Origin of the sequence: Streptomyces sp. NPDC002701 (assembly GCF_042889045.1) — a bacterium.
GTDB lineage: Bacteria > Actinomycetota > Actinomycetes > Streptomycetales > Streptomycetaceae > Streptomyces.
This window is the reverse complement of the sequence record NZ_JBIAQL010000004.1, coordinates 1-25,311: the sequence shown is the minus strand read 5'-3', so window position 1 is coordinate 25,311 and position 25,311 is coordinate 1. Positions and strand designations below refer to the sequence as shown.

Sequence of the window (25,311 nt, the reverse complement as noted above, 5' to 3'; positions counted from 1 at the left end):
CAGGGCCTGATTCCATGCACCAGATCCGTCTCGCGTGGAGAGCGGCCCAGCCGCCCCTGCCCAGAATGGGCCGACTTGCCTCTGTAGGGCCAGGTCAACTGAGCAGACCTGCCGCCCGCCGGGATGCAGGTCAACGGCCATTTCGTTCTCCCCGTATGTGAGGTCCAGGGAGATGCTTGACAGGTCGGTCCCGGGGCTTGCTTGACGGTGTCTCGCATGATCCTTGACGGTCCCAGCTGATGGTTGACGATCAGTGGGGATCGGTTGCGATCAGTTCGGGTCGGACCAGGGTGAGATTCAGGGTCTCGCGGGTGCCCCACCCTGCGGAGAACGACCAGCCCGTCCACGGATGTTGTTCGGGTTCTGTCCAGGGTGAGGAGCCCGGCGATGGTGCGGCCGGCAGTGCGGGGGAGGGTGGTGGTGCGGCCGGTGTGCTGCAGACGTCCAGCGGTGTCGTACCTGCCGAGCAGGAGCGTGCGCGGCGCTGTGAGCGGGCCGGTGACCGCGCCGCCGAGGGCCTCGGTCGTCTCCCCGTACCTTGTACTTGGGACAGCCTCTGGCCGCGGGCTTGTACAGGCCGTCCAGTTTCTTGAAGACGATGCCTTCCAGGCCGGCTGTGGTCCACGATGTCGGACACTCATGGACGGTGTCGGGGTCGGTGGTCGAGGGGCACAGCGCCCACGGCGCTGTCAGCCGGTGTGCGCGGAAGAGCTTCACCACCGGCGGCCAGATAGCTCCCCGCCAAGTGGCCGCCGCTGAGGAATTCCCACTGACCGCCGAGACCCCGGAATGGGCGGCTTCGGTAGCCTGATTCCGAGGTGGGTTCCGGGTCAAGGTGGTCGCCACCACCTTGAGCACGATCAAGGCAGGTCGGTCGCCGCGCCTCGTCGGCTCCTGGGGCTCGTTCTCCATGGACAACACCCCGCCCGTCCCACTCGCCCCAGCAGTTCCGTTCGCCGAACGGTCACGGTGGCCGCTCTGCGAACGCTTCGGCGAACTTCCCGTTTTGGGCACTGGCGGGTTGGCCTGCGGCTTCTGGGTTCAGAAGCAGGCACTGACCGGCTCGCAGGACGGCGGCTGCGGTGCCGAGCGTGGCGGCGGTGGCTACGGCCAGGAGCACGGCGGCGTGGGTGTCCTCACCGTGAGGAGGGGGGAGGCGGGCAGACAAGGCCACGATGGCTCTCCTTGGTCAGGCGGCGAGGTAGCGGGCGGGACCGGCCGGGAGCGTGTAGGTGGCCGGGTCGGCGGGGGTGCCGTCGTGGCATTCCAGGCAGCTGCCGAGGGCGCGCAGCGGAAGACAGAACACGTACCGGCGCCAGCAGCGCGGGCAGCTCTGCCTGGCAGCCATCGCCCGGTCCAGCGCCCATTCCTGAGCGAGAGTGGGCACCCGCTTGGGCCGGGCCATGCGGACGTCGTAGAGCCAGGCGCGGACGCGGTGCCCGGGCAGGCAGGACCACTGCGGGGTGTAGCGGCAGCGCGCGCAGCGCAGGATGCCCACCGGTTCGTGTCCGCCGGGGCTGACACTGCGCTCTCTGAGCCGGCGCCGGGTGGCGAGGTGATGGGGGCAGGCGCCGCGGTCGTGCTCGGTCTGCTCCAGCGTGCCTGTCTCGTGCAGCGCCTGGGGCTCATCGGCGCGGGCCGCGATCCGCGCGGCCTCGCGGTGCTCGGCTTCCCGGGCGGCGGTGGCCACAGCTTCGGCGGCGAGCTCGGCTCGGACGACCTCGTCGACATTGGGGTCGTAGACGGTGCCCGACGCCGCGTCGGCGAGCAGCCGAGGCTCAGAAGTTGTCACCGGCGGAGTCGTATGAGCTGACGAACGGGATCGGTCAAAGCATTCTGGTTGTCGCAGGCGAGGCAGTCGACTTGTCACACACGCTCATTCAGCAGTCTTTCTGTCACCACAAGCGAAGATCGAGAGTCTGCGGCTCTTCACGGGGCGATTCTATGAGGCATGGCCGCTACACGCGCCGGTTTGGGTGTGTGTCCCACACGGTCAGGTAGAGGCACTCATTGGGCCGGCCCGGAACCGTCGGGTCACAGAAGACAGGTGATGGAAATGCGAACTGAGGCCGCCAAGCGGGTCGAACTGGTCTTCTCCCTCTTCGACGCCAATGGCAACGGAGTCATCGATTCCAAAGACTTCGACCTGATGACGGGCCGTGTTCTGGAGGCAGCAGCCGCGTCGGACGACGGCGCCAAGGCCGCCATCCGGGCCGCGTTCCGCCGCTACTGGACGACGCTGGCCACTGAACTGGACACCAACGGCGACGGTGTGATCACCCTGGAAGAGTTCCGTCCGTTCGTACTCGACCCCGAGCGTTTCGGTCCCACGATCACGGGGTTCGCCGAGGCGCTCGCCCCACTCGGCGACCCCGACGGGGACGGCCTGATCGAGCGCCCCCTCTTCGTGTCGCTGATGACGGCGATCGGCTTTGAGGAGGCGAACATCCACGCCCTCTTCGACGCCTTCGGCCCGGACGCCGAAGACCGCATCACCGTGGTTACGTGGGCCGCTGGCATCGAGGACTACTACGCGCCGGACCTGGCCGGAATCCCGGGCGACCAGCTCGTGGCTGCCCGGTCCGTCTGACACGGCCCGTCAGCGGCAGCGCCGGCGGGGCGGCAACCGCCGCGACGCAATCGCGCTGCCGCCTCCACTCGGGACGCATCCCACCGCGCGGGGCCTGGGACAGGCCCCGCCCAGCCCCGTGCGGACGTTGTCGTAAGCGCTGTGGGCGTCATGGCCGGGGCTTGTACGCGAACGCCCACCGGTTTCCCTCCAGCGCGTCGTTCGGCTCGGGGAGGGGGCCACGTCCGTGCCGACGGGTGAAGTCGAACGGCGTGTACATCGAGGTGGACCAGCCCTTGGCCGTGAGGGCGCCCGCGGAGTCGGGTCGTGCCCCCTTGTCGAAGAGGTGGAGCAGGTCGATGCCGGTCTGTTCTCGCGTGGCCGTGTAGATCGGGCTGTCGCGGTACACCAGCAGGTCCTTTTCCAGCTTGGCCTCGAAGGCCAGAGCGCTGCCTTTGGTGGTCAGCCGGTCCACCGTGTCGATGAGGTACGTCTCGGCAGGGGCGGGTAGGTAGAAGAAGAGTCCCTCGGCCAGCCAGACGCTCGGCGCGGCCGGGTCGAAGCCGACGGTGGTCAGCGCGCTGACCCAGTCCGCGCGCAGGTCGGCCGGTACGGGGACGCGCTTCACCTTCGGGGTGGCCGCCAGGTCCGTCAGCACCTGGTGCTTGAACGCCAGCACGCCCGCCCGGTCGATCTCGAAGACCTTGCAGTCGGAGGGCCAGTCCAGCCGGAAGGCGCGCGTGTCCAACCCCGCTCCCAGCAAGACCACCTGCCGGGGGCCCGTCCGCACCGACCGCAGCAGGAAATCGTCGAGGACCCTGGTCCGCAGGCCGAAGTAGCGGGTGAACCGCCCCCACAGCGGGTTGGCGTCCCCGTCAGGGACCTGCTGGACACGCACCGGCCAGTCCGCGGACGCCGGGGCGGCGCGCACGAAGTATTCCGCGTAGGCGTCCTGGGCCAGGCTGTCCTCGCGGTAGGTCTCGATCGCCCGTGCTGCGGCGACCAGGAGGGCGGTCAGGCCCACACCTCCGTCCACGCCTTCCACTTCCGTGTGCTGCGGCGCCGTGCCGGTCATGTCTCCTCCGTTGGCGGGAGTGGGGACCGCGAGCTTCGTGCTCGTCGGATGCGTGGGTCCGCGGTGCTGGGTGCCGCGCTCACCGGCTTCTTCCGGTCGGGAGCAGGACGGGCTTGACCACGCGGCCAGCGTCGCAGTCGCGCTCGGCCTCGTTGATGTCGGCCAGCGGGTACGTGCGGACGAGCTGGTCGAAGGGGAAGCGTCCGGCCTGCCAGAGCCGGGTAAGCAGCGGTATCAGCAATGCGGGGATGGCGTCCCCTTCGCAGATGTGGCGGATGCTCCGACCCCGGTCGAGCGTGCCCGGTTCGAGCGGTAGCCCGGTGTACAGCCGTGCCACCAGGCCGAGGACGCCGGTGGGGCGCAGTGCCCGGAGCGCGTCGTTGATGAGCGGGGCGGAGGCCGTGGTGTCGAGTGCGTACTGCGCGCCGCCGCCGGTGAGCCGCCGGATCCGCTCGGCCAGTCCAGCCGTTTTGGCGGGCAGTGGGGTCGCGCCGAACTGTTCGGCCAGGGCCAGCCGTCGGGGGTGCCGGTCGACGGCCACGGTCAGTGCGCCGGCGGCGGTGGCCGCCATCACCGCGGCCAGGCCCACGGCTCCCGCGCCGAGAACGACGAGGGTGTCGCCCGGGCCGGCGGCGAAGGTGTTCAGCACGGCTCCGGCGCCGGTGAGGAAGCCGCAGCCGAGGGGCCCGAGCAGCTCGATGGGCAGCGCGGGGGCGACCCGGACGGCGTTGCGGGCCGAGACGAGCGCGTACGCGGCGAAGGAGGACTGGCCGAACCACCGGGGGGCCAGCGCTTCCCCGGCCGCGTCGGCGAGTCGCGGCGCGTCCTCTTCGCGTCCCCCGAAGAGGTTGAGGGAGGCGAAGGAGTCGCAGTAGGCAGGGGCCGCGCCGCGGCAGTTGCGGCAGTGCCCGCAGGAATCGAAGCTCAGCACGACGTGGTCACCGACGCCGATCGCGGTGTCCGGGCCGCCGCCCGTCCGCACCACGACCCCAGCCCCTTCATGACCGAGCACCGCCGGCAGCGGGCTGCTGCCGGCCGATCGGCGGACCGCGAGATCGGTCCGGCACATCCCGCAGCCGGCGATCTCGACCAGGACCTCACCGGCGGCGGGTTCCGTCCGCAGAGCCACCTCCTCGAGCGTGAACGGATCCTCGTACGCGCGCAGTACGGCCGCCTGGAATCTCACCATCACGCCTCCCGCGGGCGGTGGACGACGAACGGCCGCAGGTTGCCGTACAGCCCCCACGGTCCGCCCGTCACGCCGACGCCGCTGTCCTTGACGCCCGCGAAGGGCTGGGCGAGGGACAGTTCGGCGTGGTGGTTGATCCAGGCCGTGCCGCATTCGAGCCGGTCGGCCACCGCCTCGGCCCGGTCGAGGTCGGTGCTCCACACGGAGCCGCCCAGTCCGAAGCCGGTGCCGTTGGCGGCGTCGACGGCGTCGTCGAGGTTCCGGTACGGCAGCACCGGCAGAACCGGCCCGAACTGCTCCTCGGTCACCATCGAGCTGTCGGGCGGGACGTCGGTGAGGATCGTGGGGGCGAAGAAGTAGCCCGGCCCGGTCGGCCGGTGGCCGCCGGCCGCCGCCTGGGCGCCGTCCGCCAGAGCCCGCTGCGTGAGCTGCTCGATCCGGGCCAGCTGGGTGGCGTTGTTGACCGGGCCTAGCCGGGTGTCCGGATCGATGCCTGGCCCGACGGCGACGGTCCTGGCGCGCTCGGCGAGGGCTTCGACGACCTGGGCGTGAAGCCGGGCCGGGGCGTAGACGCGTTTGACCGCCATACAGACCTGCCCGCAGTTGCGGAAGGCGGCCCAGAACAGCCGGTCCGCGATCCGGTCCACCTCGACGTCGTCCAGCAGGACGGCGGCGTCGTTGCCGCCCAGTTCCAGGGTGGCTCGGGCGAGCGAGGCTGCCGCCGCTTGGGCGACGGCCCGCCCGGTGGGTACGGAACCGGTGAAGGTGACGTGGCGGATACCGGGGTGGGAGGCGAGGCGGGCGCCGAGTGGTTCGCGGCCGGTGACGACGGTCAGTACGTCCTCGGGCAGGACGGTGGCCAGGACGGTGCCGAGCAGCCGGGTGGCGAGCGGGGTGAAGGGAGACGGTTTGAGGACCACGGTGTTGCCCGCCGCGAGCGCGGGCGCGAACTTCGCCGCCGCGAGCTGGAGAGGGAAGTTCCACGGCACGATCGCGGCGACGGGTCCGAGGGGTCGCCAGCGGATCTCGCTGTGCACGGACCGGCCGTCCGTGATCTGCCGGGTCCTGGGGGCGAGGTCGGCGAAGTAGCGCAGGCGGGCCGCCGTACGGACGATCTCCGCGTGCGACTCGGCCAGGGGCTTGCCCTGTTCCCGGGTGAGCAGCTGGGCGAGGTCGTCAGCGGCCGCCTCCACCGCGCCGGCCGCAGCACGCAGAGCAGTGGTGCGGGCGGAGGGATCGGCGCGCCAGCCGTCCCAGGCCCGGCGGGACCGGTCGACGATGGCGTCCAGTGCGTCCGGCTGCTGGTTGGGAGTTTCTTGGAAGACCTCACCGGTGGCCGGATCGACGACGGCGAGACACGGGGCCCGGCGTCCGGGGAAGCGGTCGGGCTCGGAGGTCGGCATACCGGCGGTCAGCTCACGGCGGTGACGCCGGCCGCGTGCTCCCGGGCCTGCCGGTCCATCTCCGCCCGGAAGGCGGCCACCATGTGCGGACGGATCCGTCCTGTGTTGCGGTCGCCGCCCTCGCAGACCGCTCCGCGCACCCCGACGATGTCCGTGCCGATGCGGGTCAGCGGGCCGAGGTCGGCCTGCTTGACACTGCCCGCGAGTGCGGCGAGCAGGCCGGCGGCGTGGGACAGCCGGACGAACTCGGCGCAGGCGTCCGGCGGCACGTGGTCGAACAGCCGCGTCCCGTCCTTGATCGCCGTGTCGAGCATGGCGGCGTCGGCGCCGGAGCGGGCGGCGATGTCGGGCAGGGCGAGCGGGTTGACGCAGCCGATCCGGTGGGCATCGGCGTAGCCGGAGGCGACGACGAGCGCTTCGGGGCGGTGGTCCTTCACCGCCCGGACGACCGCACGCATGACCTCGATGCCCTGGTCGGGCGTCGTGCATCCGTAGAGGCCGACCTTGATGTACATGGCGCCGGAGACGACCGCGCCGAGCGCGGCCTGCGCCACCGTGCCGGGCTTGTACGGGACATCCCCCAGGGTCGCGGACACCGGCTTGTCCGCCGGCACCGCGTCGCGGATCTCCCGGATGACCCAGGGGAAGTTCGCGCCGAGAGAGCCCTCGTCAGGTTTCTTGACGTCGACGATGTCGAGATGCTGCGCCGCCTTCGCACAGTCGAGAGCCTCGTCGACCCCGTCCGGGGAGATGAGAAGCAACACCGTGAACTCCTTCCGCCGCCAGTCCGCCCGGCCCAGGGACAGGGGACCGCGGATCATCTGGTTCATGTGCGGTGCGCTCATCATTTCCATCACTCTCGGCAACCGGAAGGGCGCATAGAGTGCCTATTGGCGCTCATGCCCACGCGTGATGCGCCGTACATAGCGGTTTAAACCATCCCCAATGGCAATATGTCGCCCGACTGGCGAATGTGCGAGATCAGTGATGATCAGAATGCCTACGATTATCGTGCTTCGGCTCACCGGATTGCTTAGTACTCCAGCAGGATTCCGCTGTCTGACCTGTGGGTTTGGCTGGGCGGCTGGAGCATAGCGGGCCGGGTCATGGTCAGGGACGGTCTCACGGAGGCCGCCCCTCGAACGTGCGACAACGCCGCCGGTAATGACAGCGACGAGCGACTGCCTGGCATCGTCGGCGCCAGCTCGACCAGTTCACTGCGTGGTGTCTGCCTCGGTGTCCGCGCAGGTGCGGGGGCTGGGGACGACAAGCTGTCAGGAGTCGCCGAACTCCGCCACTGTGAGCGCGATGACCCCGGCCCTTTCATCGGTTGCTCCCCCTTTTCGTCGGCCTGGTGGGCCGTGGCCGCCAGGAGGGCATGGGCGAGCATGGCCAGGGTGACGTGTCGATACCAGCCCACGTAACGGCGGACTTCGTACTGGTCCAGCCCGCACTCGTTCTTCGCCGCCTGGAAACACTCCTCGATGGCCCAGCGCGACCCGGCGACCCGCACCAGCTCCCGGCCGGTGACCCTTAAGGAGGTGTAGGCGAGGTAGTAGGCGATCTCGTCGGGGCGGGAGATGCTGCGGCGGGCCAGCACCCGCCGCATCCGGTGCGGGACTTCGCCCTGGTAGTCGAACTCGGCAACGGCCGGCAGCCGCACCGCCGCCCAGTGGTAGACGCGCGGCCCCTTCGCGCCGTCGCCGCAGGAGAGCTTCTCCCACGCCTCGGCGGAGGCGGCCGCGAACAGGCCGTCGATGCAGGGACGGCCCACGGTGAACTGGGACTTCGGCACCGCCAGCACATAGCCGACGCCGGACTGCTCCAGCATCCGGCAAAGGCGGCTTTCCTGCCCGTAGGCGGCAATCCGCGGTGAACCCAGGCGATGGGCAGCGCTGAGGCGAGGGCACGCAGCACCATGCGCCGAGCCAGCTCACCCTTGGTGGCGAACGCCTGCTCGTCGGGGATCTTGGCCGCGCGGCAGCGTCCTTGGTCCTCGGCCCAGACTTGGGGATATGCAACGCCCGGTCCGCCAAGGCCCGACCGCGGCCGCAGGCATAGGCGGCGAAGACGCCGATCTGGCAGTTCTCGGTGCGGCTGGCGGTGCCGGAGTATTGGCGCTGGATCCGGGCGGAAGTGGTGCCCTTCATGATGAAGCCGGTGTCGTCGATGATCAGGACACCGTCGTCCTCGCTGAGCCTGTCAGCGACGTATTGCCGCAGGTCATCTCGAATGTCGTCGGGCTCCCATTTCGCGCCGGCCAGCAAGTGCTGCAGGCCGTCGGGAGTGGCGTGGCCCGCCTGTTCGGCCAGCTGCCGCAGTTCTTCGGTCCGACGTTCGACAGCAGCCCGAGCGTAGGCGCGGGCCGCCGCCCGGGGCTCAACTCGCCCGACCCGGCCCGCGATCCGGGCCATAACCTGGTCGGACCCTGCCCGCCAGCGGGCAGGGTCCACGCTATGGCATGCGGCCACCGCCCGATCTTCAGGAGTCCACACAACTCCCGATGATTACGCGGTGGCCGTACCGGTTCTCGTTCGACGTCTCCTTCGGCGCCGCCGAACTCGCCGACGCCTGACCGTTCCTCACACCCGGTGCTCCTCACACCCGAGGGGACACCCGGCCGTTCGTCGCCGGCTGTCCCCCCGTACCCGTCTCGTACACGTTCTCGTACGCGTCGTTCCCCGGGGCGCGTGGCGGCCCGGTCGGTCGGGCCCACCACGAGATCGCGAAGTCAGAATGGAAGGCGCCTGTAGAGACGCTCGAGTGTGCGAGACCGGTCCAGCGCCGTCAGCCGAGGGCGTCGAGCAACTCGCGCTCGCGCTGCGCGCTGAGGCCCGCGCGCCTTTCCCGATCCAGCCCCTGCTCGCTTTCCCAGCGCAGCGTGTCGGCCAGCATCTCCGCCGGGGGCCGGTGACGCAGCCCCGCGGCACGCGCCGCAGAGCCATCCCGGGCCGACCATCCTTCCCAGCCCGGCTCGACCAGCCACATCGGCAGCGACTCCGGCCCCATGTACTGGGCCACGCCGTTGGCGAGCAGCCACGCCGATTCGGCGGTGACCACCGGACCGGTGTGCCCGCCGGCGGCGCGGGACAGCTCGATCCATTCTTCGAACGGAACGATCGGGCCGACGGCGTTGTATGGGCCGGTGGTTCCCGTCTCCGCGGCCTCGAGCAGCCAGGAGGTGAGGTCCCGCACGTCGACCACCTGGGTGGGTATGGCCGGTGTGTCGGGGACCAGCATCGGGCCTCGCGGATCGCGGGCGGCGCGGGCGACCCAGTAGCCGGAGCGCTCGCTGTGATCGCCCGGGCCGCCGATGAGCCCGGCTCGTGCGATGAGGAGGCGGTCGCCCACAGCGGCCGTCGACGCCTGTTCGCAGGCGACCTTCGCCTCGCCGTACAACTTGCGGTCGACCTCGCTCCGGTCGGTCGGGGCGAGCAGGGCCGCGGACTCATCCGCCCCGAGCGTGGCGTGGGAGGCGTAGGCGTTGCCGGACGAGACATACACCCAGTGTCCGGCCTTGCTGCCCAGCACGTCGAGTGCTCCACGAACGAAGCCCGGCTGCCATGACACCTCGACGACCGCGTCCCACACGCGGTCGAGCAGGGGCTCGTACGCCGACGGATCGCGCCGGTCGGCGGCGATCAGTGTCGCTCCGTCCGCGACTTCTCCGCTCTCGCCACGCGCGAGGCAGGTCACCCGATGACCGCGTTCGATCGCACGCCGGGACAGCTCCCGAGCCACCCATGCCGTTCCGCCCAGAACCAGGATCTCCATACCGACACACAAGCACCGGGTTCACCGCTCGGCCAGGCGGATTCGCTGACGGCAGATGGCCAGCTGTCAGATTGATCTGAACCCTCGGGTAGTGGTGGCCACTTGGTGAGCGCATATCTTTGGAAGGCGCGGACGTGCCCCCGCTACAAGTAGCGGTAGCAGACCCGCGCTGGGGCGCCAGCTCCCGGCCGAAGCTGAACTTGGGTTGCGCTGCTCCTCCAGGGCCACGTCGATGTCCCGGCGCTTTGGGGTGCCGCAGTCCTCCCGGACGACCCACGACCGCACGTCCAGCACGATGCCGTTCGAACCGCGCACCCTCATGGGCGAACGCCCTCGTTGCCCAACTGAAGCCGCCGTTGGGCGAGTTGCGTCGATGTCAGCTTGAAGTCGATGTCACCGCGAGTTCCAGCTTCTCCGCCGAGCGACGCTACCAGGCCACCGCACGCCGCAGCCACTACCAACGTCGACTCGCCGAGGCATCCAAACACTTGATCACGAAGTCGAGCTGGCCACTAGCGGTGGCCCCAGAACAGGCGGCAGGTCTGCGGGATGCGGTACGAGCCGTCCGCGGCGCGGTGCGTGGAAAGGCGCTCGGCGATCCGTTCCTGCACCTTCTTGGTCTCATCGTTGTCCAGCGTGGCGACGGCGGCGCCGAACGGTGGAGCGGCCAGCACTTCAAGAACGGCGGCGAAGTTCGGCAGCGTGTACTCCCACGCGAACAAGTCGGTGTTGACCGAGGTCATCCCTGCGTCCCTGAGCCACCGTTCCCTACGGGCGTCCGACGAGACTTCGTCGAAGATTCCGAGGTCCGGCACCTCGTCGGCCACCGAAGACTCCTTGAGGACCGTGAAAAACGTATGGATCACCGTATTCAGTTCCGACCTGTCCCACACCGCTACGGCGTAGCGGCCGCCGGGCCGCAGGACGCGGGCCGCCTCCGCCGCGGTGTCGCTGACACTGAGGAAACCGAAGCGCGAGGTCAGGATATCCACCTCGCCGGTGCGGATGGCGAGGTTCTCCATCGGCATGACCTTGAACTCCACATCGGTCAGGCCATCGCGCCGTGCCTTCGCACGGGCCATCTCTATCATCGGCTCCGAGGTGTCGATACCCAGGAGGCGGATGTCGGGGAATGCGGCCTTTACAGTGAAGCCCGGTTCACCGGTACCACATCCGAGGTCGAGCACCAGAGCGCCCGGGGGCGCCGTCGGAAGGCATCGCACGATCGCAGCCGATACCGGCTGCGGCATGCTCTGGAGACGGTCCCAATCGGGGGCCGCTTGGTCGTAGTCTGGTTGAGACATGACATTCCTCGGGATTCCGGAGTCGGGAGTCGGGGCCCGGGGGTGGGAGTGCGGGTGCGACTGTCGGCGCAGCGGCGGCCGGAGCCCGGCATCCGGGGCTTGTCGCGATCAAGGATGATCGGCCGGTGCCGCACCGAATCCCTCGGCCGTGAGGTACGGGTTCCGCAAGGCGAAGGCCCCGTCCTAGCGCACCGCGCCCACGCCTGTTCCGTTCTTCGGCGTGGGTACGCAGGCCCCTGTAAACGATCACGACGTCGACTCAATCACCGGACGTGCATGCGGGACCATACGAGAGCTCCGCTGGTCCATACGAGAGCGTGCGCCGGAGCCCGCGAGCATCCGCCGATAGCATCGGACGCATGGACCTGATGAGCGAAGTGATCCGCACCGTCCGGGTCGGCACCGCCGGCGCCCGCCTGATCAGGCAGCCGAGCTCCCAGGGAATCCGGTTCCCCGACTTCGACGGCAGCGGGTTCCATATCGTCGTGCGAGGCACATGCTGGCTGATCACCGAGGACGAGGAACCGGTCGCCTTGGGGCCGGGCGATATCGTGCTCACCTCGTCCGGTGCCGAGCACGGCTTCAATCATGTGCGATGTGCGCTGAAAGACTTGCCACCTGTGGTGAAGGGCCCGGCTCCGCCGACACCAGGGCCATTCGACTTTGAGTTCCTCTGCGGTGCCTATCTGCTCGAACGTGGCCGCGCACCGCAGTATCTCCGCGCGTTGCCCAAGCTCATCACGGTGTCACCGGACTATGACCGCTACCCCCAGATGCGAGCGCTGGTCGATCTCCTCTGCGCGGAAGTATCCGGGAGGCAGATGGGTACCGAGGCGACACTGCCCGCGGTGCTGGACCTGATCCTGGTCAACGTGCTGCGGCAGTGGTACGAACAGCACGGTGCGGCCGGGTGGCCGACGACTGACGACCCGGCGATTGCCGCAGCTCTGCGTGATATCCATGAAAACCCACGGCAGCAGTGGACGATAGAGCGGCTGAGCAAGGCTGTAGGGATGCCCCGCACGGCGTTCTCAAGGCGCTTCACCACGGTCGTGGGTCAGCCGCCGATGAGCTATCTGATCAGCTGGCGGCTGGGTCTTGGTGCCCGGCTGCTGCGGGAGACCGACGCCACGCTGGCAACGATCGCCCGCGAGGTCGGGTACTCGACCGAGTTCGCCTTCTCGGGCGCGTTCCGCCGCGAGTATGGCGTGTCGCCGAGCCACTTTCGCCGCGCTCCGGCAGCCGCTTGCGCCGCGGACGACGCCTCTTCCGAACCTGCGAGTGAGGTTCCCCCTGCCGGCCGGACATCTTGGGACTGGGAAGGATGATCCCGGAGGAAGCGGTCACAAGTAGCGGGTAACAAAAGCAACATGAGCAAGCGGGACGCGGTCGCCTTGGCGTTGTCCTCGGGGAAGACAGCCACTGAGGTCGCGCGGGATCTGAGTGTGAGTCCGGAAAGGCTGCGCGGGTGGGTGAAGCAGGCGAAGGTCGACCGCGGTGAGGGAGTCCGTAGCCCGAGGCGGCATGAGCGACAGGCGGTGATACCCATGCTCGGGCGATGCGGTCGTCTGTCCGGTCGGGGCCGGAAGGGCCGGATCCGCTCCTATCTGGCATAGGTACCAGGCGGCATCGACCTATCCGTGGTCCTCCATCTTTTCTGTCACTTGCCGGTCCGGCAGCCGGACCGTACTTCCGGTCGTGGGTGTCGACGGGTGCGTGTGCCGATGTTGTATGGCCGCATGCTGCTGTGGTCGGGCAGAGCTCTGTGCAGAGGCCCGGGGGAGTTCACATCTCCGGCCAGGAGTACGTAGGGGGTACTTGTAGCCGCAGGTGGCAGTTGTGCCGGTGTCTATCGTCGCCGTCTGCGCCGCGAACAGAGTGAAGTGAACGGGTACGAAGCGCAGCGCGGCGGGCAGGGCGGCGTCGAAGACTGTTATCACGAACCCGTGCAACGCCTCGCCTGAGAAATCCGGATTGTGACGCTTCCACCGGCTTGGAACCTCGCGCCGACACAACAAGCGTGGTGCCCAGTCCGCTCGATGACGGTGCCAGCGGCACCGCGTCCAGGTCGAGATCCTCGTAGGCACGGGCCAACTGCTTACGCCCGTATAGGTGCCAGTCAGTCCATCACTGGTGACCCCTGGATATGAACGTGTGATGGGGTTCTGGTTCAGTCGTGCCGGCAGCGGGGCGAAGGTCGGGAACGGAGGCGAATTCCTCCCCCTCGTCCGGTGAGACAGGGTCAGGTAGGAGTCGGGACGCCGTCGCCTTCTTCTTGTGGTCCCGGCGGGCCGAGCCGGTGGTCGAGCGCGGCACCGACGTCGGGGCAGTTCGTGCGGATGATGTCGAGGAAGGCGTTCAGTGCCGGGGAGCGGTCCCGGGCATGGAAGGACAGGACGAGATCGGGCAGAGGCGTGCGTGGGGTCACCTCGCAGAACCATGTGCCCTGTCGTGGGGCCGTCAGCATGCGGGAGGGTCCCAGGCCGACGCCCATCCCGCAGGCGGCGAGGCCGATGATGGTGTGGATGTCCCTCGCGACGGTCGCGCCGGCGAGTGCTGGGGAGTCCTTGCCCAGGAGGGTCCGCAGGCCGGTGACGACGGCGGGTTCGTCCTCGCCCGGCGCGACGATCAGCGGCTGTCGACGCAGCCGGGCCACGTCCACAGACGCCTGGCCCGCGTAGGGATGCGTGCTGCTCACGACTGCGACGACGTGGTCGTGTCCGATCGGGACCGACACCAGCTGCTCGGCTCCTATGCCCCCTGGCCGGCCGAGGCCGATCGCCACGTCCAGCTCGCCGGCGACGAGTGCGGCCGTGCTGCGCCTGGTCGCCATCTCGTGCAGTTCCAGCCGCACGTCGGGCCGTTCGCGGCCGAACCGGCCCAGGACGTCCGGCAGGGGTTCGAGCAGCGCCGAGGCGATGAACCCCAGGCGCAGCCGTCCCGTTTCGCCGCGCGCGGCCCTGGCCGCGTCGACCGAGGCCGCCGCCATTTCGTCGATCGCCTTGCGTGCCCGGGAGAGGAACGCCGCGCCCGCAGCTGTCGGGAACACCCCTTGGCGGGTGCGGTCGAACAGGCGGGCGCCCACTTCCCGTTCAAGGTCGGCGATCTGTTTGGACAGCGGAGGTTGCGCGATACCCAGTGCACCGGCCGCCCGGCCGAAGTGTGCGTGCTCGGCGAGGGCCAGTGCGTACCGCAGGTGCCGTGCCTCCATGCCGGCCTCCCATCCATATCTCGCAGGTATCGTCAGCCAGCTTGTCAGATCTTTCGGTGGATGATGAGGGCCGGGTGGCGTGGAATGCGGTCATGACCGATTCTTCTTACTCAGGCTCCGTCTTCGTCTTCGTGCACGGGGCCTGGCACGGCTCTGGGCAGTGGGCGGCGACGCAGCGCGCACTCGCCGCACTCGGTGCCGCGAGCATGGCCGTCGACCTGCCGGGACACGGTTTCGACGCGCCATTGCCCAGCGGATACCTCCAGCCAGGCCAGCCGGGCCTGCTGACCGAGAAGTCCGCACTCGCCGACGTGACGATGGACGACTGCGCCGAGGCCGTGCTGGACTCGCTGCGCCAGGCCCGCCACCACCGTCGTGTCGTCCTTGTCGCGCACAGCGCGGGCGGCGGCCCCGCGTCACTGGCCGCCGAGCGCGCACCCGAACTTCTCGATGAGATCGTCTACCTCTCTGCCTTCGTGCCTGTTGGACGGCCGCGGTTCTTCGACTACCTCGGCTCGTCCGAGAACGCCACAGCGAGGGGTCAGAGTCTGAACCTCGGCGACCCCGGGCATCTGGGCGCCGTGCGGATCAACCCGCTCTCACAGGACCCCGCCTACGTCGAGGAACTGCGGGAGACGCACTACCACGACACCGCACCGGAGCGCTTCGACCGCTGGCGCTCGGCACTGAGCCCCGACCTGCCGCTGTCGATCCCCACCACCCCGGTCATCGTGACCGCGCAACGCTGGGGGCGCATCCCGCGGACCTTCCTGCGCTGCGCGGACGACCGGGCGCTGCCAACGGCCGTGCAGGATCTGATGATCGCTGAAGCCGACCGGGCCATGCCCGGCAACCCGTTCACCGTGCGCACCCTCCCAGGCAGCCACAGCCCGTTCGCCGCCCGGCCCCGTGAGCTCGCCGCGGTGCTGCTGCCATGAGCGGCGGACGCCTCATGCTGCCGGTGGTGCTCAGTGCCACGTTCGTGCAACTGCTCAACGTCACGGTCGCCCAGGTGGCCGTGCCGACGATACAGACCAGCATGGACGCCTCTTCCGGCGCCGTGCAACTTGTCCTCGCCGGCTACACCCTGACATACGCGTGCCTGCTCATCCCCGCCGCACGGCTCGGCGACCGGTACGGCTACCGCCGCCTGTTCGTGACGGGCACCGTGGTCTTCATCGCGGGCTCGGTGGCCGGCACGTGCGCCCCCGACGTCGCATCACTGATCACCGCCCGCCTGGTGCAGGGCGCGGGCAGCGGCCTGGTCGCCCCCCAGGTCCTGTCGATCATCCAGGTCGCCGTCCCGGCGACACGCCGAGCGCGTGCCCTCGGCCTGTACGGCGCCACCATGGCCGTCGCCTCACTGGCCGGGCCCCTGATCGGCGGCCTCGTACTCAGTGCCGATCTCTTCGGCCTCGGCTGGCGGCTGCTGATGCTCCTCACCGTGCCCGTGGCGCTCGCCTCGCTGGCCGCGGCGACCGCGCTGCCCCGGACCCGCAAGGCGGCCGAACTCCGCGTCGACAAGCTGGGCGCGTTGCTGGTCACCGTGGGAGCCGGCACGCTGGTCCTGCCCCTGGCGCTGGGGCGGGAAGCAGGCTGGCCCTGGTGGACATGGGCCGCATTCGCCGTGAGTGCCGTCGCCCTCGGCCACTTCGTCCACAGCCTCCCGCACCGGCCCGACCCGCTGATCCATCCCGCGGTGCTGCATGACCGGCCGGCGCGCAGGGGCACGCTGCTGGTGTTCGTGTTCAACACGGGCGTGCCCTCCTTCACCTACCTTCTCTTCCTCCACCTTCAATCCGCCGTCGGATACTCAGCCTTGACGGCCGCGCTGACATCAGCACCGTTCGCCGCCACCGCCGTCATCGGCAGCAGAGCCGCGCCCGCTCTCACCCGCCGGCACGGGCCGGCGGTGCTCACCGTCGCGTCCCTGGTCCTGGCCGGGATGTGCCTGGCGCTGGCCCCGCTCATCGGCTCGGCAGCGGGACGCCAGACGGCACTGCCCGTGCTGGCCGTCGGTGGAGCCGCGTTCGGCGCCTTCACTGCCTCAGTGTTCACGCTGGTCCTGGCCCAGGTGCACGGCCCCGCCGCCGGTTCGATCTCCGGACTGCTGCCCACAGCACAGCAGCTGGGCGGATCCATCGGAGTAACCGCGGCCGGACTCGCCTACCACGCCCCTGCCGCCGATGCGGACACCGCGTTCCGGCATGCCATGCTCTACCAGGCCGCCGCCTTCACGATCACCGCGCTGATCAGCCTCCGGCTCCGCGACCGGCCTGGCACCGAGCCAACTGCGCCCGTCACGACTGACGCCGGAGGGTTGTCATCGTGCAACTTGCGATAGCCGCAACTGCCAGCATCCTCTGCGTGCACGGTTGCCTCGAGGGTGGGCTTGCCGGGCGCAAGGTGTGCGTGATCGTCACGACGAGTGGACCCGACTCGGCGTCTTCGCCCGGCTCAGGCAGATCGGGCTGAAGTCCTATGCCCGAATCGTTGACCTCGTCCTCGACCGCACAGCAGTGAACGGCTCCATCACCAAAGCGTCCGGAGGCGGCGAGGCCGCAGGCCGGTCACTGATGGACCGCGGCAAACAGGGCGCGAAACGCTCCGGTATGACGGACGGATACGGCATTCCGCTGGGCCGCGTCCTGGCCAGAGCCAACCACCACGACTCCCCGCTACTCGCTCCGACCCTGGACCACCTGGACGGTCTCGTGATCGACGACCAAGCGCCCCACAGCTTGCTCGTCGCGATGACCGGAGCCGAACCAAACGCGTGACCCGCAGCTGCGCGTACAGCGACAGGCGGCCGGACGCAGTGCCCCCCACCGAGTTCGCCGCTCAGCACGGCGAGCACGTGTGTTCGTCGGATGCATCTCGTCGTTCCGAATTACCGCCGAAACAGGCCCAGTTGAGGGATGAGGCGAAAGGGGGGCTACGGTAACCGTCGTCATTCCCTGATCGGGGCATTGCCAGACGCAGGTCCTCTCGGCGTCACCTGCGGCACCGCTGCCGGGGAGGCCACACGCGCCACTGAGGAAAGAGGTCCATGATGCCCACGCCCGGCTTCCCGCCGCATACGCTCGATCCCGAAGGAATGCCGATATGGATCACTGGTCTGGCCTCCGACGACCCGTACCACATCCTGCACGTCGTGCACGGCATCGAACCGGCGGAGGCGCTGGAAAGGCTCGGCGCCAGGACGAAGTTGATGCAGCCCTGCGAACTGCCCGACAGCAGGCCGGACGAGTGGACGTCACTGCCGTGCGCGGCTCTCGGTATGGACCCGGGATCGTCCGCGGCGCTGTTGGCGGGACGCGTCGGCGAGTGGACCTTCGTCTACGACGACTCCGGGTTCACCTTCGAGGACGCGGCGGAGGCATTGTCCGCCGATGGACGGACGGGGGCCACGAGCGTGTTCAGCATCAACGGGGACGCCAGCCTCACCTATGCCGTCGATGGCAAGCAGGTCGCATGGGTCGACGTCGGCGGTCTCGCCCTGGAGGAGGATCTTCCCCGTATGCCCGCCGAACTGCGCGCGGCATTCGAAGCCGCCGGCACCGTGGAGGAGGAAGGCATCGAGCCGGGCGAGGCCGACAGCTCCATCGCTATGCGTGCCGTCTGCGCTCTGGCCGGCCTCCCTCTCACCTTGAGCGCCCTGCGTCAGGTTCCGCTGGTGGTCCTGCCGTTCGGCTGATGGTGCGTCGGTCGGGCGAGCGGCACCGTCCGACCGCCGGGGGAGCATTCGGGGGTCGGCTCGTGGCGCCCTGTCGTCGACCCGCCAACGGGTGTTTCCTGCAAGGGATATGCGTCAATGCCGCCCTCCGCTTCGTTCGGTACGGTGCGCCCATGACGTCTGCGATAGGGGACCGGTTCCGTCCCTTCCGTGAAGAAGCCGAGGTCCGAGGCGTGCCGGCCGACGATGTGGAGCGGTGGCTGGCCACAGCCCGTCCCTGCGCCACCCTGACACTGTCCGACGACGACACTGGACCGGTTGTGGGACGGTTCGGCGGCCCCCTGCTGCTTCCGGCCGAGACCCCGGATCCCGGACACCCCTTCGTGTCCTCGGTCGACCTGGCCGCACTGCCGGCCGGCGCGACAGACCTCCTCTTGCCGCCCGACGGCCGGTTGCTGTTCTTCGCCCTGCCCGAGGCTGGGGACGACACCTCCATGGGTACGGTGGTCCACCTGCCGGCCGACGCGGCCGTCACACGTCGGGATTCGTACGCCTGGAACTTGGCGAACATCGCCGAGTACGACAGGTTGTTCGCGAGCTATCCGGAGGGACCGCTCCGGGCGCGGACTGACGTGTCGCTCCCTCACCACAAGTTCATCGTTCCCGCCGGTGAGGAGGAAGCCGTATACCGTCCCGGGCATCCCTACTGCTCCGAACTCGTCGAGATATGGGAGGACACCAAGGATCTCATCGCTCCCTCGGCGCAGATGCAGTTCGGAGGGTACGCGGACGAGGAGGCCGTGGAGTTCGACCCGGTCGATGTCGCGGCGTCCCTTGCGGCTCAGGCGGCGGACGCTGGTCACTGGGACGGTCCCGTCTCGGACGATGTGGCCGACTGGGTGCTCCTCGCCGACTGGTACGCCGGCAGGGACGTGGAGAGGCGGGAAGGCGCGACCGTCCACTGGGTGATCCAGCGCGAGGACCTCGCGGCCCGACGCTTCGAGCGCGTGTTCACCACCGTCTTCTGGAACCCCTGAGCAGGCCATGACGGGGGGTGAGCCGGAGGGGCAGGCCACCGGCCTTCGACCATGAGGGCGTACAAGCGGCGCATGAGACTGCCAAGGAGCTGTCCGGGCGATCATGTGACCGTCCCGTTCCTGGTTTGTTGTTGTGGGCATGGGGCGGGGCAATCTGACGGATGCCGAGTGGGAACGGCTGCGGCCGTTCCTGCCGGTGAGCAACGGCCGTTGTGGCCGGTGGCGGGACCATCGGCAGGTGATCGACGGGATCCTGCACCGGGTGCTGCGGACCGGGGTGCGGTGGCGTGATCTTCCCGAGCGCTCCGGCCCGTGGAAGACCGTGTCTGTATGCCACCGGCTGTGGTCGGCCGACGGGACGTGGGAGCGTCTGTTGCAGCAGGTCCAGGCCGTCGCCGAGCCGCGGGCGAGATCGACTGGGACATCTCGGTGGACTCCACCATCGTGCGGGCCCATCAGCACACGCCGGTGCCAGGACGGAACCGCCGCCGGCGCCCGCGTCAAAGGGGACCGAAGGGGCGGAACACCAGGGCGGAACGCCGTGGAAGAGCCTGCTCGCCCGGCTGGTGGAGGTGGTGCGGCAGGTGAGAGCCTGGGCCGCTCGCGGGACGGGTTCACCAGCACCGAGCCCGGCTCACCGGGGCGCGTCTCTAGCCAATGAAGTGGATGAAGAGTCTGCGTCTCGGCCCCGTCCGCGGCTCTTCCCCGTAGCTCTTTGCCTCCGAACACCGACTTCTGTGGGGAAACGTTCCCACGACAAGAGGGTTCCGCTTCGGTCGCGTTCACCATGCACGGACGGTGTGGGCCTCGGCTTCAACTGCGCGTATGCCGCTGGTCGTAGCGGGAGCGGGAGGCGTCCACTGTGTCGAGGTGATTGCCCACCCACCTCAGCAGGGTCTGCAGAGGGTCCTGGAGGGTGCGCCCCAGAGGGGAGATGCGGTACTCGACCGCCACGGGCTCGGTGGACAGGATCACTCGCTCGATCACGCCGTTGCGTTCCAGCCGCCGCAGGCATGCCGTCAGAGATTTCGGGGTGACCGCGGGCAGGTGCTGGCGAAGCTCGTTGAAACGCCGGGGGCGATCGCACAAGGCGTCCAGCACCAGTAGCGACCACTTGTCGAAGAGCTGGTCGAGTAGTTGTCGACCGTTGTCACCGAGCTCCATGTGGGTCACGCCGGTCTCCTCGGGGATACCTGATTTCGTTGCAGTATAGCGGAACTACTAGATATACGTTAGATATCTAGTAGTTCAATCCGTGAGGAAGGCTCCCGATGGCCGACACCTACTCGACCCTGCATGTCTCTGTCAGTGACGGTGTGGCGTATGCCATCATCGACAATCCTCCCGTCAACCTGCTCGATGCCGCCCTCATGACGGACTTGGACCGGTTCACGGGCGCCATGTCCGCCGCCGACGTCCGAGTGATCGTTTTCGACAGCGCGGACCCGGACTTCTTCATCGCGCACGGAGACATGCGCATCGCCGAGGACCCTCAGTCGTTCGCGGCGCTTGATGTCGCCTCGGAGCAGGACCCCTCCTTGAATCCGATGATGCGCCTGCACGAACGCATCCGGACCCTGCCGCAGATCACCATCGCCAAGCTGCGGGGGCTGGCACGCGGAGGCGGTGCCGAACTGCTGTCCGCGATGGACATGAGGTTCGCGGCTCGTGAGCATGCCGGCTTGGCTCAGCCGGAAGACACGATGGGCATCATCCCGGGCGCGGGAGGCACCGTCTATCTGCCCGGCCTCGTCGGCCGCGCACGCGCGCTGGAGATCATTCTCAGCGGCCAGCTGGTCGATGCCCCGACCGCGGAACGGATGGGTTGGGTGAACCGGGCCGTGCCGGCTGCCGAGCTCGACCACGTCGTCGACACCCTGGCCGCCCGCATCGCCAGCCTGGCGCCCGGCGTTGCCCGCGCCACGGTCGAGGCGGTGGACGCCGCAGCGGTGTCCACCTCCGGTGGCCTGGCCACGGCGAACGAACTGTTCGGCCAGCTCTTCAGCACTCCCCACGCGGGCCGCCGCGGAGAAGCGGCACTGGCCGCCGGGGCGCAGACCCGGGACGGAGAACGCCGCCTTGAGGCCCTGATCGACGGCCTCGCCTGAAGCAGCTTTAGTGAACCTTTCTCATCCTGGGGTCTGAGGCTGATGACGAAGGGCTGATGGGAGTGCGTGGCGTGGCAGGGCTCCTGGTCGTTCGGTTGGTGATCTGACTCATCAACGTCTCGACACAGGAGCCCTGTTGTTCCCGTATCGAGCCATGCTCGACATCCCGCACAGGTGGTTGAGCATGTCTCCTGGCTCACTACGCCCGAGAGCGTGAACTGCGTTCGCGTTGGCGGCGGCTGAGCTGCTTCCAGCAGGCTTTCCTTGTGCTGGTGCAGCTGCGCAAGAACGAGACGCTGCACCAGGTGTGCGTCGGGTTCGGTGTCTCCACCACCACCGCCACCGCCGGACGGTACGTGACCGAGGCCGTCGACATTGTGGCCCACCAGGCGCCCGCCCTGCTGGACGCGCTGTGAGGCCATGACCCGAACGAGTTCCTCATCCTTGACGGCACTCTGATCAGGACCGACCGGGTGGCCGTCGACGGGCCGTACTACTCGCAAAAGCACCGCCACCACGGGATGAACGTCGCGGTCCGATACTGCGCCCGCAGCCGACGACCCTTCTGTCGACATCGGCGCCCCAGGCGGCGGCGTTGGCTGAGTTCTTGATGCCTTGTGCAGCGCCCACCCCTGGCGGTCGGTTCGGGCCTGCGGCCCTCGTCCTTTCGGACGCGGTGCCGCAGCCGACCGCACCACCTGTCGTCACCGCGGCGGACATCTGTCACACGCGAGGGGTGTACTGGTCCAGGATCGCTCGTAGCCGCTGAAGGTCCCTGGCCTCATGGGCGCCCCGCTTGGGCAGGACATCGAGGCACATGATGTTGGGATCCCGGCTGAGCAGGACAAAGTGATCTGACGTTTCCCGGTAACCCTGGAAAAAGGACCATTTCTGGATCAGTGTGGCGTGGTCGTTACGGCAGCGGATCCCGGCCGGAGACACGGTGACACGGTACTCGCCCTGCCATCCCACGAGCCGCTGCACCTGGGCGGCTTGCAGCCGCGGGTAACCCCACAGCATCAAGACGACCAGTAGGAGGACAGCCGTTGAGAACACGTCGACACCGCCGCGGACGACGGTGGAGAATAGCCATTGGCCTATTGCCAGGAGGAAGGATGCTCCCCGCAGGAGTAGCCCGGCTCTTTTGATCCGCCCACGGACGTGCAGGCCAACCAGGGTGTCGGCAGACTGGGGCCGATACGTCAGTTCAATTACAGTCCGTTCGTCCACGACATCGTCAGAGGCTTCCGCCTGGTTCGTTCCTTGGTCGCTCTGGCCTTCGGCCATGGTCCCTCCCCGGTACATGAGCGACGGTCTTCGACCGGGCTCAGCGTGAACTTGAGTTCGTCATGTTCCACATGCCCTATACGTCGAGAATGCCCCCGTCGCATCGGGAGTCCTGGCCTTTGACGGGGCGACGCAGTCGGCGCTCCGGGAACCGAGTGATCGTTGCAGCCGCTGCCAACCCGAGCGTGACACCGACGGCGGCGGCCAGGGTTGCCGCCCAAGCCGCGTCGAGGGAGCCGGGCAGGACCGTGCTGGTGAGCGGGCTCGCTCCCCACAGGAGCGCCACTGCCGCCAGTGCGGCCGGCCAACGGTGCCGTACCCCATCGTTGATGTCGTCGACAACATGGAGAAGGAGCATCACCCCCATGGGGTGGAAGCCCTCTAGCTCATCGGCCCAGCCGAATGCGGTGAATCCGGCGCCGAAAGCAAGCATCGCCAGCCAGATTCCTACCAGCCGCCTGACAGGCGTAGGTGGCTGTCGTCTCTCACCTCGCGGAATCCAGAAAAACCGTGTGACGCGCGGATCGACCGCGTATTTCCACATGACTCGCGTTCCGTTCCCCCCGTGGCCGGCTCCTGCCGACGCGCTCAGTACTTGGACGCTCGGGAGGCCGCCACGGTTGTGAAGTGTCACCGGATGGAGAGCCGTCTCAGACGGCCAGGCGCTTTCGATCTTCCGGATCTGTGAACAGGACGACGTCCGTCGCCCCTGCATCCTGTGCGGCCCTACTCGCCTCGACCGTCACAGAACCGCTTCAAGCGCTGTCCACTTCGCGATGAACCCGCTGCAGGCGGTCGCAAGCTGGCAGGTCGGCAACGACGACGAAGGGCGGATCAGCGCGCCGGCTCAGACGTGCCGCGCGCCTGGTCGCGGCCGGCGACCACCAGGTATCCATCGCTCTCGGGGTCGAAGGTGGTGGACTGCACCGTGAGCCCGACACTGCGCAACTGCGCCACGAGGTCCTCGTACCGGTAGGGCCAGATGGACAACCGCTCCGAGCATGCTCGCACTGCCCCATCCGGCTCGATCTGGGCGACCACGATCTCGAGGAAGTGTTCCTGCTCCCAGCGCTGCCCGATCTGCCAGTAGTAGCTGACGACCGCATCGCGGTCGTTGCGGCGGATGAGTCGATCACGGACGTCTACCCGTGAGCCGGCGGAGCGCACGAGTTCCCAGTTGCGTGAGTGGAGCACAAGGCGTCCGCCCGGATTCAGCAGCCGCGACATCGCTTCCAGGGCGGTCAGGCGCCCGGCTGCGCCCTCGGCGTGCCCGAGCGAGTTGCCGACGCAGAACACCAGATCGAACGTGGAGCCTTCCAGGTGGTCGGGCAGTTCGTCCCAGCTCGCGTGGAGGGCTCGAAGCGAGACACCCTGCTCGTCGGCGGCCTTCTCGGTCCGGCGAACCATCCCGCTGCTGGCGTCTGCGGCGACCACGTCAAGGCCAAGACTCGCGAGACCGACGGCGAGCTGGCCGGTTCCACACGCGCAGTCGAGGACGCGTGTGTTGGGCGGCACAGAGCCCACGACATCGCTGTAGTAAACTGCGGCTGCCTGGGCGTGGGTCAACCTGTCGTCCCCGATCAGCCACTCGTATACGTCGGAAAGCGCACCGTAGCCAGCCACCGCGATAACCTCCATCACTCGACGACACGCGGGCTCCGTGCCTGCGATTCGGACGTTGCGCCTCGCACTGTGCCGGGCCGTGTGAGCGAAGCATTGAGCAGGACCCAACCACTTCCGGACGTTGAGACTCCACCGGATTTCGTGGGAACCGCGACTGTCCGCACCGACCGTAGGTCCCCACTCCACCGGCGCCCCATCGGCCACGGGACCGCGGCCGGCAAGCGCGCGTTCACTGCGGAGCGCTTTACTGAGTTCGGCGCTTCAGGGTGGCGATGGTGGGCCGGGGGAGACGCGCCTGGCGCGGCGCTCAGTCCGCCTCGGCCTGGCCGAGGTGCGCCTTGCGATGGTGACTCAATTACTGATCTACTCGGGGTGTTGTCGGAGGGCGGGTCAGTTGTAGCCCGGTGCCGGTGAGGCAGCCATCGATCAGGTGTGGGCGGCTTTGGATGTATCGCAGGCCGCGGCGAAGGGTGTGTTCGAGGTGGTCGTCGTCGGCGAAGGCGATGTTGGCCAGCGGGCCGCGCCGCAGCAGTGACCACACGCCTTCCACTGGGTTCAGATCCGGGGCGTAGGAGGGCAGCTGAACAATGGTGAGCCACTCGTGCCGGTCCGCGTAGTGACGCATCCCCGCGGCTCGGTGGGTGTTGAGATTGTCCCAGATGAGGACGATGGGGGCCTTGAGCTGGATGTGGGCGCGCACGATCAGGTCGCGGTAGTCGGTCCAGGCGAAGCTGTTGCGTCCCTTCCCGCGGTACTTGGGGTGGCGGCGCGGCCGGTAGATCAGCCGGGAGGACTCGCCGGGCCGGTAGCAGCACAGGGCGGCGATCGAGTAGCGGCGCCAGGACCGGCCGCGCACCCGCACCAGCGGTGTCTGCCCGCGTCGGCCCCAGGTCCGAGCTCGTGCCGCAGTCATCCCGAACCCGGCCTCGTCCTCGAAGACGATGAACGCTCCCAGCGCCGCCGCAGTCATTCCGCCTGCGGCCACACGTCCTTCTTCCACAACCCGACAGCGTCCTCGTCGCGTTCCAGAGCCCGGCGGGTGGGCGACTGCCAGG

The 25,311-nt window shown here is 68.8% G+C and carries 22 protein-coding genes and 3 pseudogenes; 11 read left to right on the top strand and 14 right to left on the bottom strand.

Annotated elements, in window-relative coordinates:
• Nucleotides 1-1,189 precede the first annotated feature (1,189 nt).
• The gene (locus ACFYXC_RS12560; protein WP_389550127.1) at nucleotides 1,190-1,792 is read right to left on the bottom strand and encodes an RRQRL motif-containing zinc-binding protein; all 603 of its coding nucleotides are present in this window, start codon (nucleotides 1,790-1,792) and stop codon (nucleotides 1,190-1,192) included.
• A gap of 264 nt (nucleotides 1,793-2,056) precedes the next feature.
• Here ACFYXC_RS12560 and ACFYXC_RS12555 point away from each other — a divergent pair, with 264 nt between their 5' ends.
• Complete coding sequence (locus tag ACFYXC_RS12555) at nucleotides 2,057-2,590, top strand: EF-hand domain-containing protein (RefSeq protein WP_389550125.1); 534 nt, start codon at nucleotides 2,057-2,059, stop codon at nucleotides 2,588-2,590.
• Nucleotides 2,591-2,738: 148 nt separating this feature from the next.
• Here ACFYXC_RS12555 and ACFYXC_RS12550 read toward each other — a convergent pair whose 3' ends face one another.
• The 7 genes and pseudogenes from ACFYXC_RS12550 to ACFYXC_RS12520 all read right to left on the bottom strand — a co-directional run bounded on the left by ACFYXC_RS12550 (nucleotide 2,739) and on the right by ACFYXC_RS12520 (nucleotide 11,260).
• Entirely contained in the window at nucleotides 2,739-3,644 is a 906-nt protein-coding gene (locus tag ACFYXC_RS12550) for a class I SAM-dependent methyltransferase (protein WP_389550122.1), read from the bottom strand.
• Nucleotides 3,645-3,723: 79 nt separating this feature from the next.
• Nucleotides 3,724-4,830, bottom strand: coding sequence for an NAD(P)-dependent alcohol dehydrogenase (locus ACFYXC_RS12545; protein WP_389551600.1), 1,107 nt, complete (start codon nucleotides 4,828-4,830; stop codon nucleotides 3,724-3,726).
• Between the two features lie 2 nt (nucleotides 4,831-4,832).
• On the bottom strand, nucleotides 4,833-6,236 hold the full coding sequence (locus ACFYXC_RS12540) for an aldehyde dehydrogenase family protein (protein WP_389550120.1): 1,404 nt from the start codon (nucleotides 6,234-6,236) through the stop codon (nucleotides 4,833-4,835).
• A gap of 8 nt (nucleotides 6,237-6,244) precedes the next feature.
• Nucleotides 6,245-7,000: a (5-formylfuran-3-yl)methyl phosphate synthase gene (locus tag ACFYXC_RS12535; protein ID WP_389551597.1), complete on the bottom strand. Its 756-nt coding sequence runs from the start codon at nucleotides 6,998-7,000 to the stop codon at nucleotides 6,245-6,247.
• A gap of 560 nt (nucleotides 7,001-7,560) precedes the next feature.
• Nucleotides 7,561-8,650, bottom strand: a pseudogene (locus ACFYXC_RS12530) (IS701 family transposase); the annotation flags it as partial.
• Nucleotides 8,651-9,023: 373 nt separating this feature from the next.
• Nucleotides 9,024-10,010 carry an NAD-dependent epimerase/dehydratase family protein gene (locus tag ACFYXC_RS12525; protein ID WP_389550117.1) on the bottom strand — a complete coding sequence of 329 codons (987 nt, stop codon included), beginning with the start codon at nucleotides 10,008-10,010 and terminating at the stop codon, nucleotides 9,024-9,026.
• 512 nt (nucleotides 10,011-10,522) lie between these two features.
• On the bottom strand, nucleotides 10,523-11,260 hold the full coding sequence (locus ACFYXC_RS12520; protein ID WP_389550114.1) for a class I SAM-dependent methyltransferase: 738 nt from the start codon (nucleotides 11,258-11,260) through the stop codon (nucleotides 10,523-10,525).
• Between the two features lie 413 nt (nucleotides 11,261-11,673).
• Here ACFYXC_RS12520 and ACFYXC_RS12515 point away from each other — a divergent pair, with 413 nt between their 5' ends.
• Both ACFYXC_RS12515 and ACFYXC_RS12510 read left to right on the top strand, forming a co-directional pair.
• Nucleotides 11,674-12,642, top strand: coding sequence for an AraC family transcriptional regulator (locus tag ACFYXC_RS12515; protein ID WP_389550111.1), 969 nt, complete (start codon nucleotides 11,674-11,676; stop codon nucleotides 12,640-12,642).
• 42 nt (nucleotides 12,643-12,684) lie between these two features.
• Nucleotides 12,685-12,930: a transposase gene (locus ACFYXC_RS12510; protein WP_389550108.1), complete on the top strand. Its 246-nt coding sequence runs from the start codon at nucleotides 12,685-12,687 to the stop codon at nucleotides 12,928-12,930.
• Nucleotides 12,931-13,556: 626 nt separating this feature from the next.
• Here the strand turns inward: ACFYXC_RS12510 and ACFYXC_RS12505 are convergent.
• On the bottom strand, nucleotides 13,557-14,525 hold the full coding sequence (locus ACFYXC_RS12505; protein ID WP_389550105.1) for a LysR family transcriptional regulator: 969 nt from the start codon (nucleotides 14,523-14,525) through the stop codon (nucleotides 13,557-13,559).
• A 92-nt stretch (nucleotides 14,526-14,617) separates the two neighbouring features.
• Between ACFYXC_RS12505 and ACFYXC_RS12500 the strand changes: the two genes are divergently transcribed.
• The 6 genes and pseudogenes from ACFYXC_RS12500 to ACFYXC_RS12475 form a co-directional block, all read left to right on the top strand.
• Complete coding sequence (locus tag ACFYXC_RS12500; protein ID WP_389550102.1) at nucleotides 14,618-15,463, top strand: alpha/beta hydrolase; 846 nt, start codon at nucleotides 14,618-14,620, stop codon at nucleotides 15,461-15,463.
• Nucleotides 15,460-16,869 carry an MFS transporter gene (locus ACFYXC_RS12495; RefSeq protein WP_389550099.1) on the top strand — a complete coding sequence of 470 codons (1,410 nt, stop codon included), beginning with the start codon at nucleotides 15,460-15,462 and terminating at the stop codon, nucleotides 16,867-16,869. The genes ACFYXC_RS12500 and ACFYXC_RS12495 overlap by 4 nt, the downstream gene beginning before the upstream one ends.
• Before the next feature lie 67 nt (nucleotides 16,870-16,936).
• Nucleotides 16,937-17,239, top strand: a pseudogene (locus ACFYXC_RS12490) (IS5/IS1182 family transposase); the annotation flags it as partial.
• Nucleotides 17,240-17,574: 335 nt separating this feature from the next.
• Nucleotides 17,575-18,222, top strand: a complete 648-nt coding sequence (locus ACFYXC_RS12485) for a hypothetical protein (RefSeq protein ID WP_389550096.1) — start codon at nucleotides 17,575-17,577, stop codon at nucleotides 18,220-18,222.
• Nucleotides 18,223-18,584: 362 nt separating this feature from the next.
• A complete protein-coding gene (locus ACFYXC_RS12480; protein WP_389550093.1) occupies nucleotides 18,585-19,238 on the top strand; it encodes a DUF1963 domain-containing protein in 654 nt (217 codons plus the stop codon).
• A 139-nt stretch (nucleotides 19,239-19,377) separates the two neighbouring features.
• Nucleotides 19,378-19,860: pseudogene (locus ACFYXC_RS12475) on the top strand (transposase); the annotation flags it as partial.
• 191 nt (nucleotides 19,861-20,051) lie between these two features.
• Here the strand turns inward: ACFYXC_RS12475 and ACFYXC_RS12470 are convergent.
• A complete protein-coding gene (locus ACFYXC_RS12470) occupies nucleotides 20,052-20,402 on the bottom strand; it encodes a winged helix-turn-helix transcriptional regulator (RefSeq protein ID WP_389551594.1) in 351 nt (116 codons plus the stop codon).
• Nucleotides 20,403-20,509: 107 nt separating this feature from the next.
• Between ACFYXC_RS12470 and ACFYXC_RS12465 the strand changes: the two genes are divergently transcribed.
• Together ACFYXC_RS12465 and ACFYXC_RS12460 are read left to right on the top strand one after the other, a co-directional pair.
• Nucleotides 20,510-21,346 carry an enoyl-CoA hydratase/isomerase family protein gene (locus ACFYXC_RS12465; RefSeq protein ID WP_389550090.1) on the top strand — a complete coding sequence of 279 codons (837 nt, stop codon included), beginning with the start codon at nucleotides 20,510-20,512 and terminating at the stop codon, nucleotides 21,344-21,346.
• A gap of 191 nt (nucleotides 21,347-21,537) precedes the next feature.
• A complete protein-coding gene (locus ACFYXC_RS12460; RefSeq protein ID WP_389551591.1) occupies nucleotides 21,538-21,762 on the top strand; it encodes a transposase family protein in 225 nt (74 codons plus the stop codon).
• Between the two features lie 307 nt (nucleotides 21,763-22,069).
• On the opposite strand, the gene ACFYXC_RS12455 is transcribed toward ACFYXC_RS12460, so the two are convergent.
• The 4 genes from ACFYXC_RS12455 to ACFYXC_RS12440 all read right to left on the bottom strand — a co-directional run bounded on the left by ACFYXC_RS12455 (nucleotide 22,070) and on the right by ACFYXC_RS12440 (nucleotide 25,226).
• Complete coding sequence (locus ACFYXC_RS12455) at nucleotides 22,070-22,633, bottom strand: YcxB family protein (RefSeq protein WP_389550087.1); 564 nt, start codon at nucleotides 22,631-22,633, stop codon at nucleotides 22,070-22,072.
• Between the two features lie 76 nt (nucleotides 22,634-22,709).
• The gene (locus ACFYXC_RS12450) at nucleotides 22,710-23,066 is read right to left on the bottom strand and encodes a hypothetical protein (RefSeq protein WP_389550084.1); all 357 of its coding nucleotides are present in this window, start codon (nucleotides 23,064-23,066) and stop codon (nucleotides 22,710-22,712) included.
• A gap of 401 nt (nucleotides 23,067-23,467) precedes the next feature.
• Nucleotides 23,468-24,271, bottom strand: a complete 804-nt coding sequence (locus ACFYXC_RS12445; RefSeq protein ID WP_389550081.1) for a class I SAM-dependent methyltransferase — start codon at nucleotides 24,269-24,271, stop codon at nucleotides 23,468-23,470.
• Nucleotides 24,272-24,611: 340 nt separating this feature from the next.
• Complete coding sequence (locus tag ACFYXC_RS12440) at nucleotides 24,612-25,226, bottom strand: IS630 family transposase (RefSeq protein WP_389551588.1); 615 nt, start codon at nucleotides 25,224-25,226, stop codon at nucleotides 24,612-24,614.
• Between the last annotated feature and the right edge of the window lie 85 nt (nucleotides 25,227-25,311).

Excerpts from the sequence above, each read along its gene's own strand:
- ACFYXC_RS12555 (WP_389550125.1), top strand. The coding sequence starts at position 2,057 with ATGCGAACTGAGGCCGCCAAGCGGGTCGAACTGGTCTTCTCCCTCTTC.
- ACFYXC_RS12550 (WP_389550122.1), bottom strand. The coding sequence starts at position 3,644 with ATGACCGGCACGGCGCCGCAGCACACGGAAGTGGAAGGCGTGGACGGA.
- ACFYXC_RS12540 (WP_389550120.1), bottom strand. The coding sequence starts at position 6,236 with ATGCCGACCTCCGAGCCCGACCGCTTCCCCGGACGCCGGGCCCCGTGT.
- ACFYXC_RS12525 (WP_389550117.1), bottom strand. The coding sequence starts at position 10,010 with ATGGAGATCCTGGTTCTGGGCGGAACGGCATGGGTGGCTCGGGAGCTG.
- ACFYXC_RS12520 (WP_389550114.1), bottom strand. The coding sequence starts at position 11,260 with ATGCCGCAGCCGGTATCGGCTGCGATCGTGCGATGCCTTCCGACGGCG.
- ACFYXC_RS12515 (WP_389550111.1), top strand. The coding sequence starts at position 11,674 with ATGGACCTGATGAGCGAAGTGATCCGCACCGTCCGGGTCGGCACCGCC.
- ACFYXC_RS12510 (WP_389550108.1), top strand. The coding sequence starts at position 12,685 with ATGAGCAAGCGGGACGCGGTCGCCTTGGCGTTGTCCTCGGGGAAGACA.
- ACFYXC_RS12505 (WP_389550105.1), bottom strand. The coding sequence starts at position 14,525 with ATGGAGGCACGGCACCTGCGGTACGCACTGGCCCTCGCCGAGCACGCA.
- ACFYXC_RS12500 (WP_389550102.1), top strand. The coding sequence starts at position 14,618 with ATGACCGATTCTTCTTACTCAGGCTCCGTCTTCGTCTTCGTGCACGGG.
- ACFYXC_RS12495 (WP_389550099.1), top strand. The coding sequence starts at position 15,460 with ATGAGCGGCGGACGCCTCATGCTGCCGGTGGTGCTCAGTGCCACGTTC.
- ACFYXC_RS12485 (WP_389550096.1), top strand. The coding sequence starts at position 17,575 with ATGATGCCCACGCCCGGCTTCCCGCCGCATACGCTCGATCCCGAAGGA.
- ACFYXC_RS12470 (WP_389551594.1), bottom strand. The coding sequence starts at position 20,402 with ATGGAGCTCGGTGACAACGGTCGACAACTACTCGACCAGCTCTTCGAC.
- ACFYXC_RS12465 (WP_389550090.1), top strand. The coding sequence starts at position 20,510 with ATGGCCGACACCTACTCGACCCTGCATGTCTCTGTCAGTGACGGTGTG.
- ACFYXC_RS12455 (WP_389550087.1), bottom strand. The coding sequence starts at position 22,633 with ATGGCCGAAGGCCAGAGCGACCAAGGAACGAACCAGGCGGAAGCCTCT.
- ACFYXC_RS12450 (WP_389550084.1), bottom strand. The coding sequence starts at position 23,066 with ATGCTTGCTTTCGGCGCCGGATTCACCGCATTCGGCTGGGCCGATGAG.
- ACFYXC_RS12445 (WP_389550081.1), bottom strand. The coding sequence starts at position 24,271 with ATGGAGGTTATCGCGGTGGCTGGCTACGGTGCGCTTTCCGACGTATAC.
- ACFYXC_RS12440 (WP_389551588.1), bottom strand. The coding sequence starts at position 25,226 with ATGACTGCGGCGGCGCTGGGAGCGTTCATCGTCTTCGAGGACGAGGCC.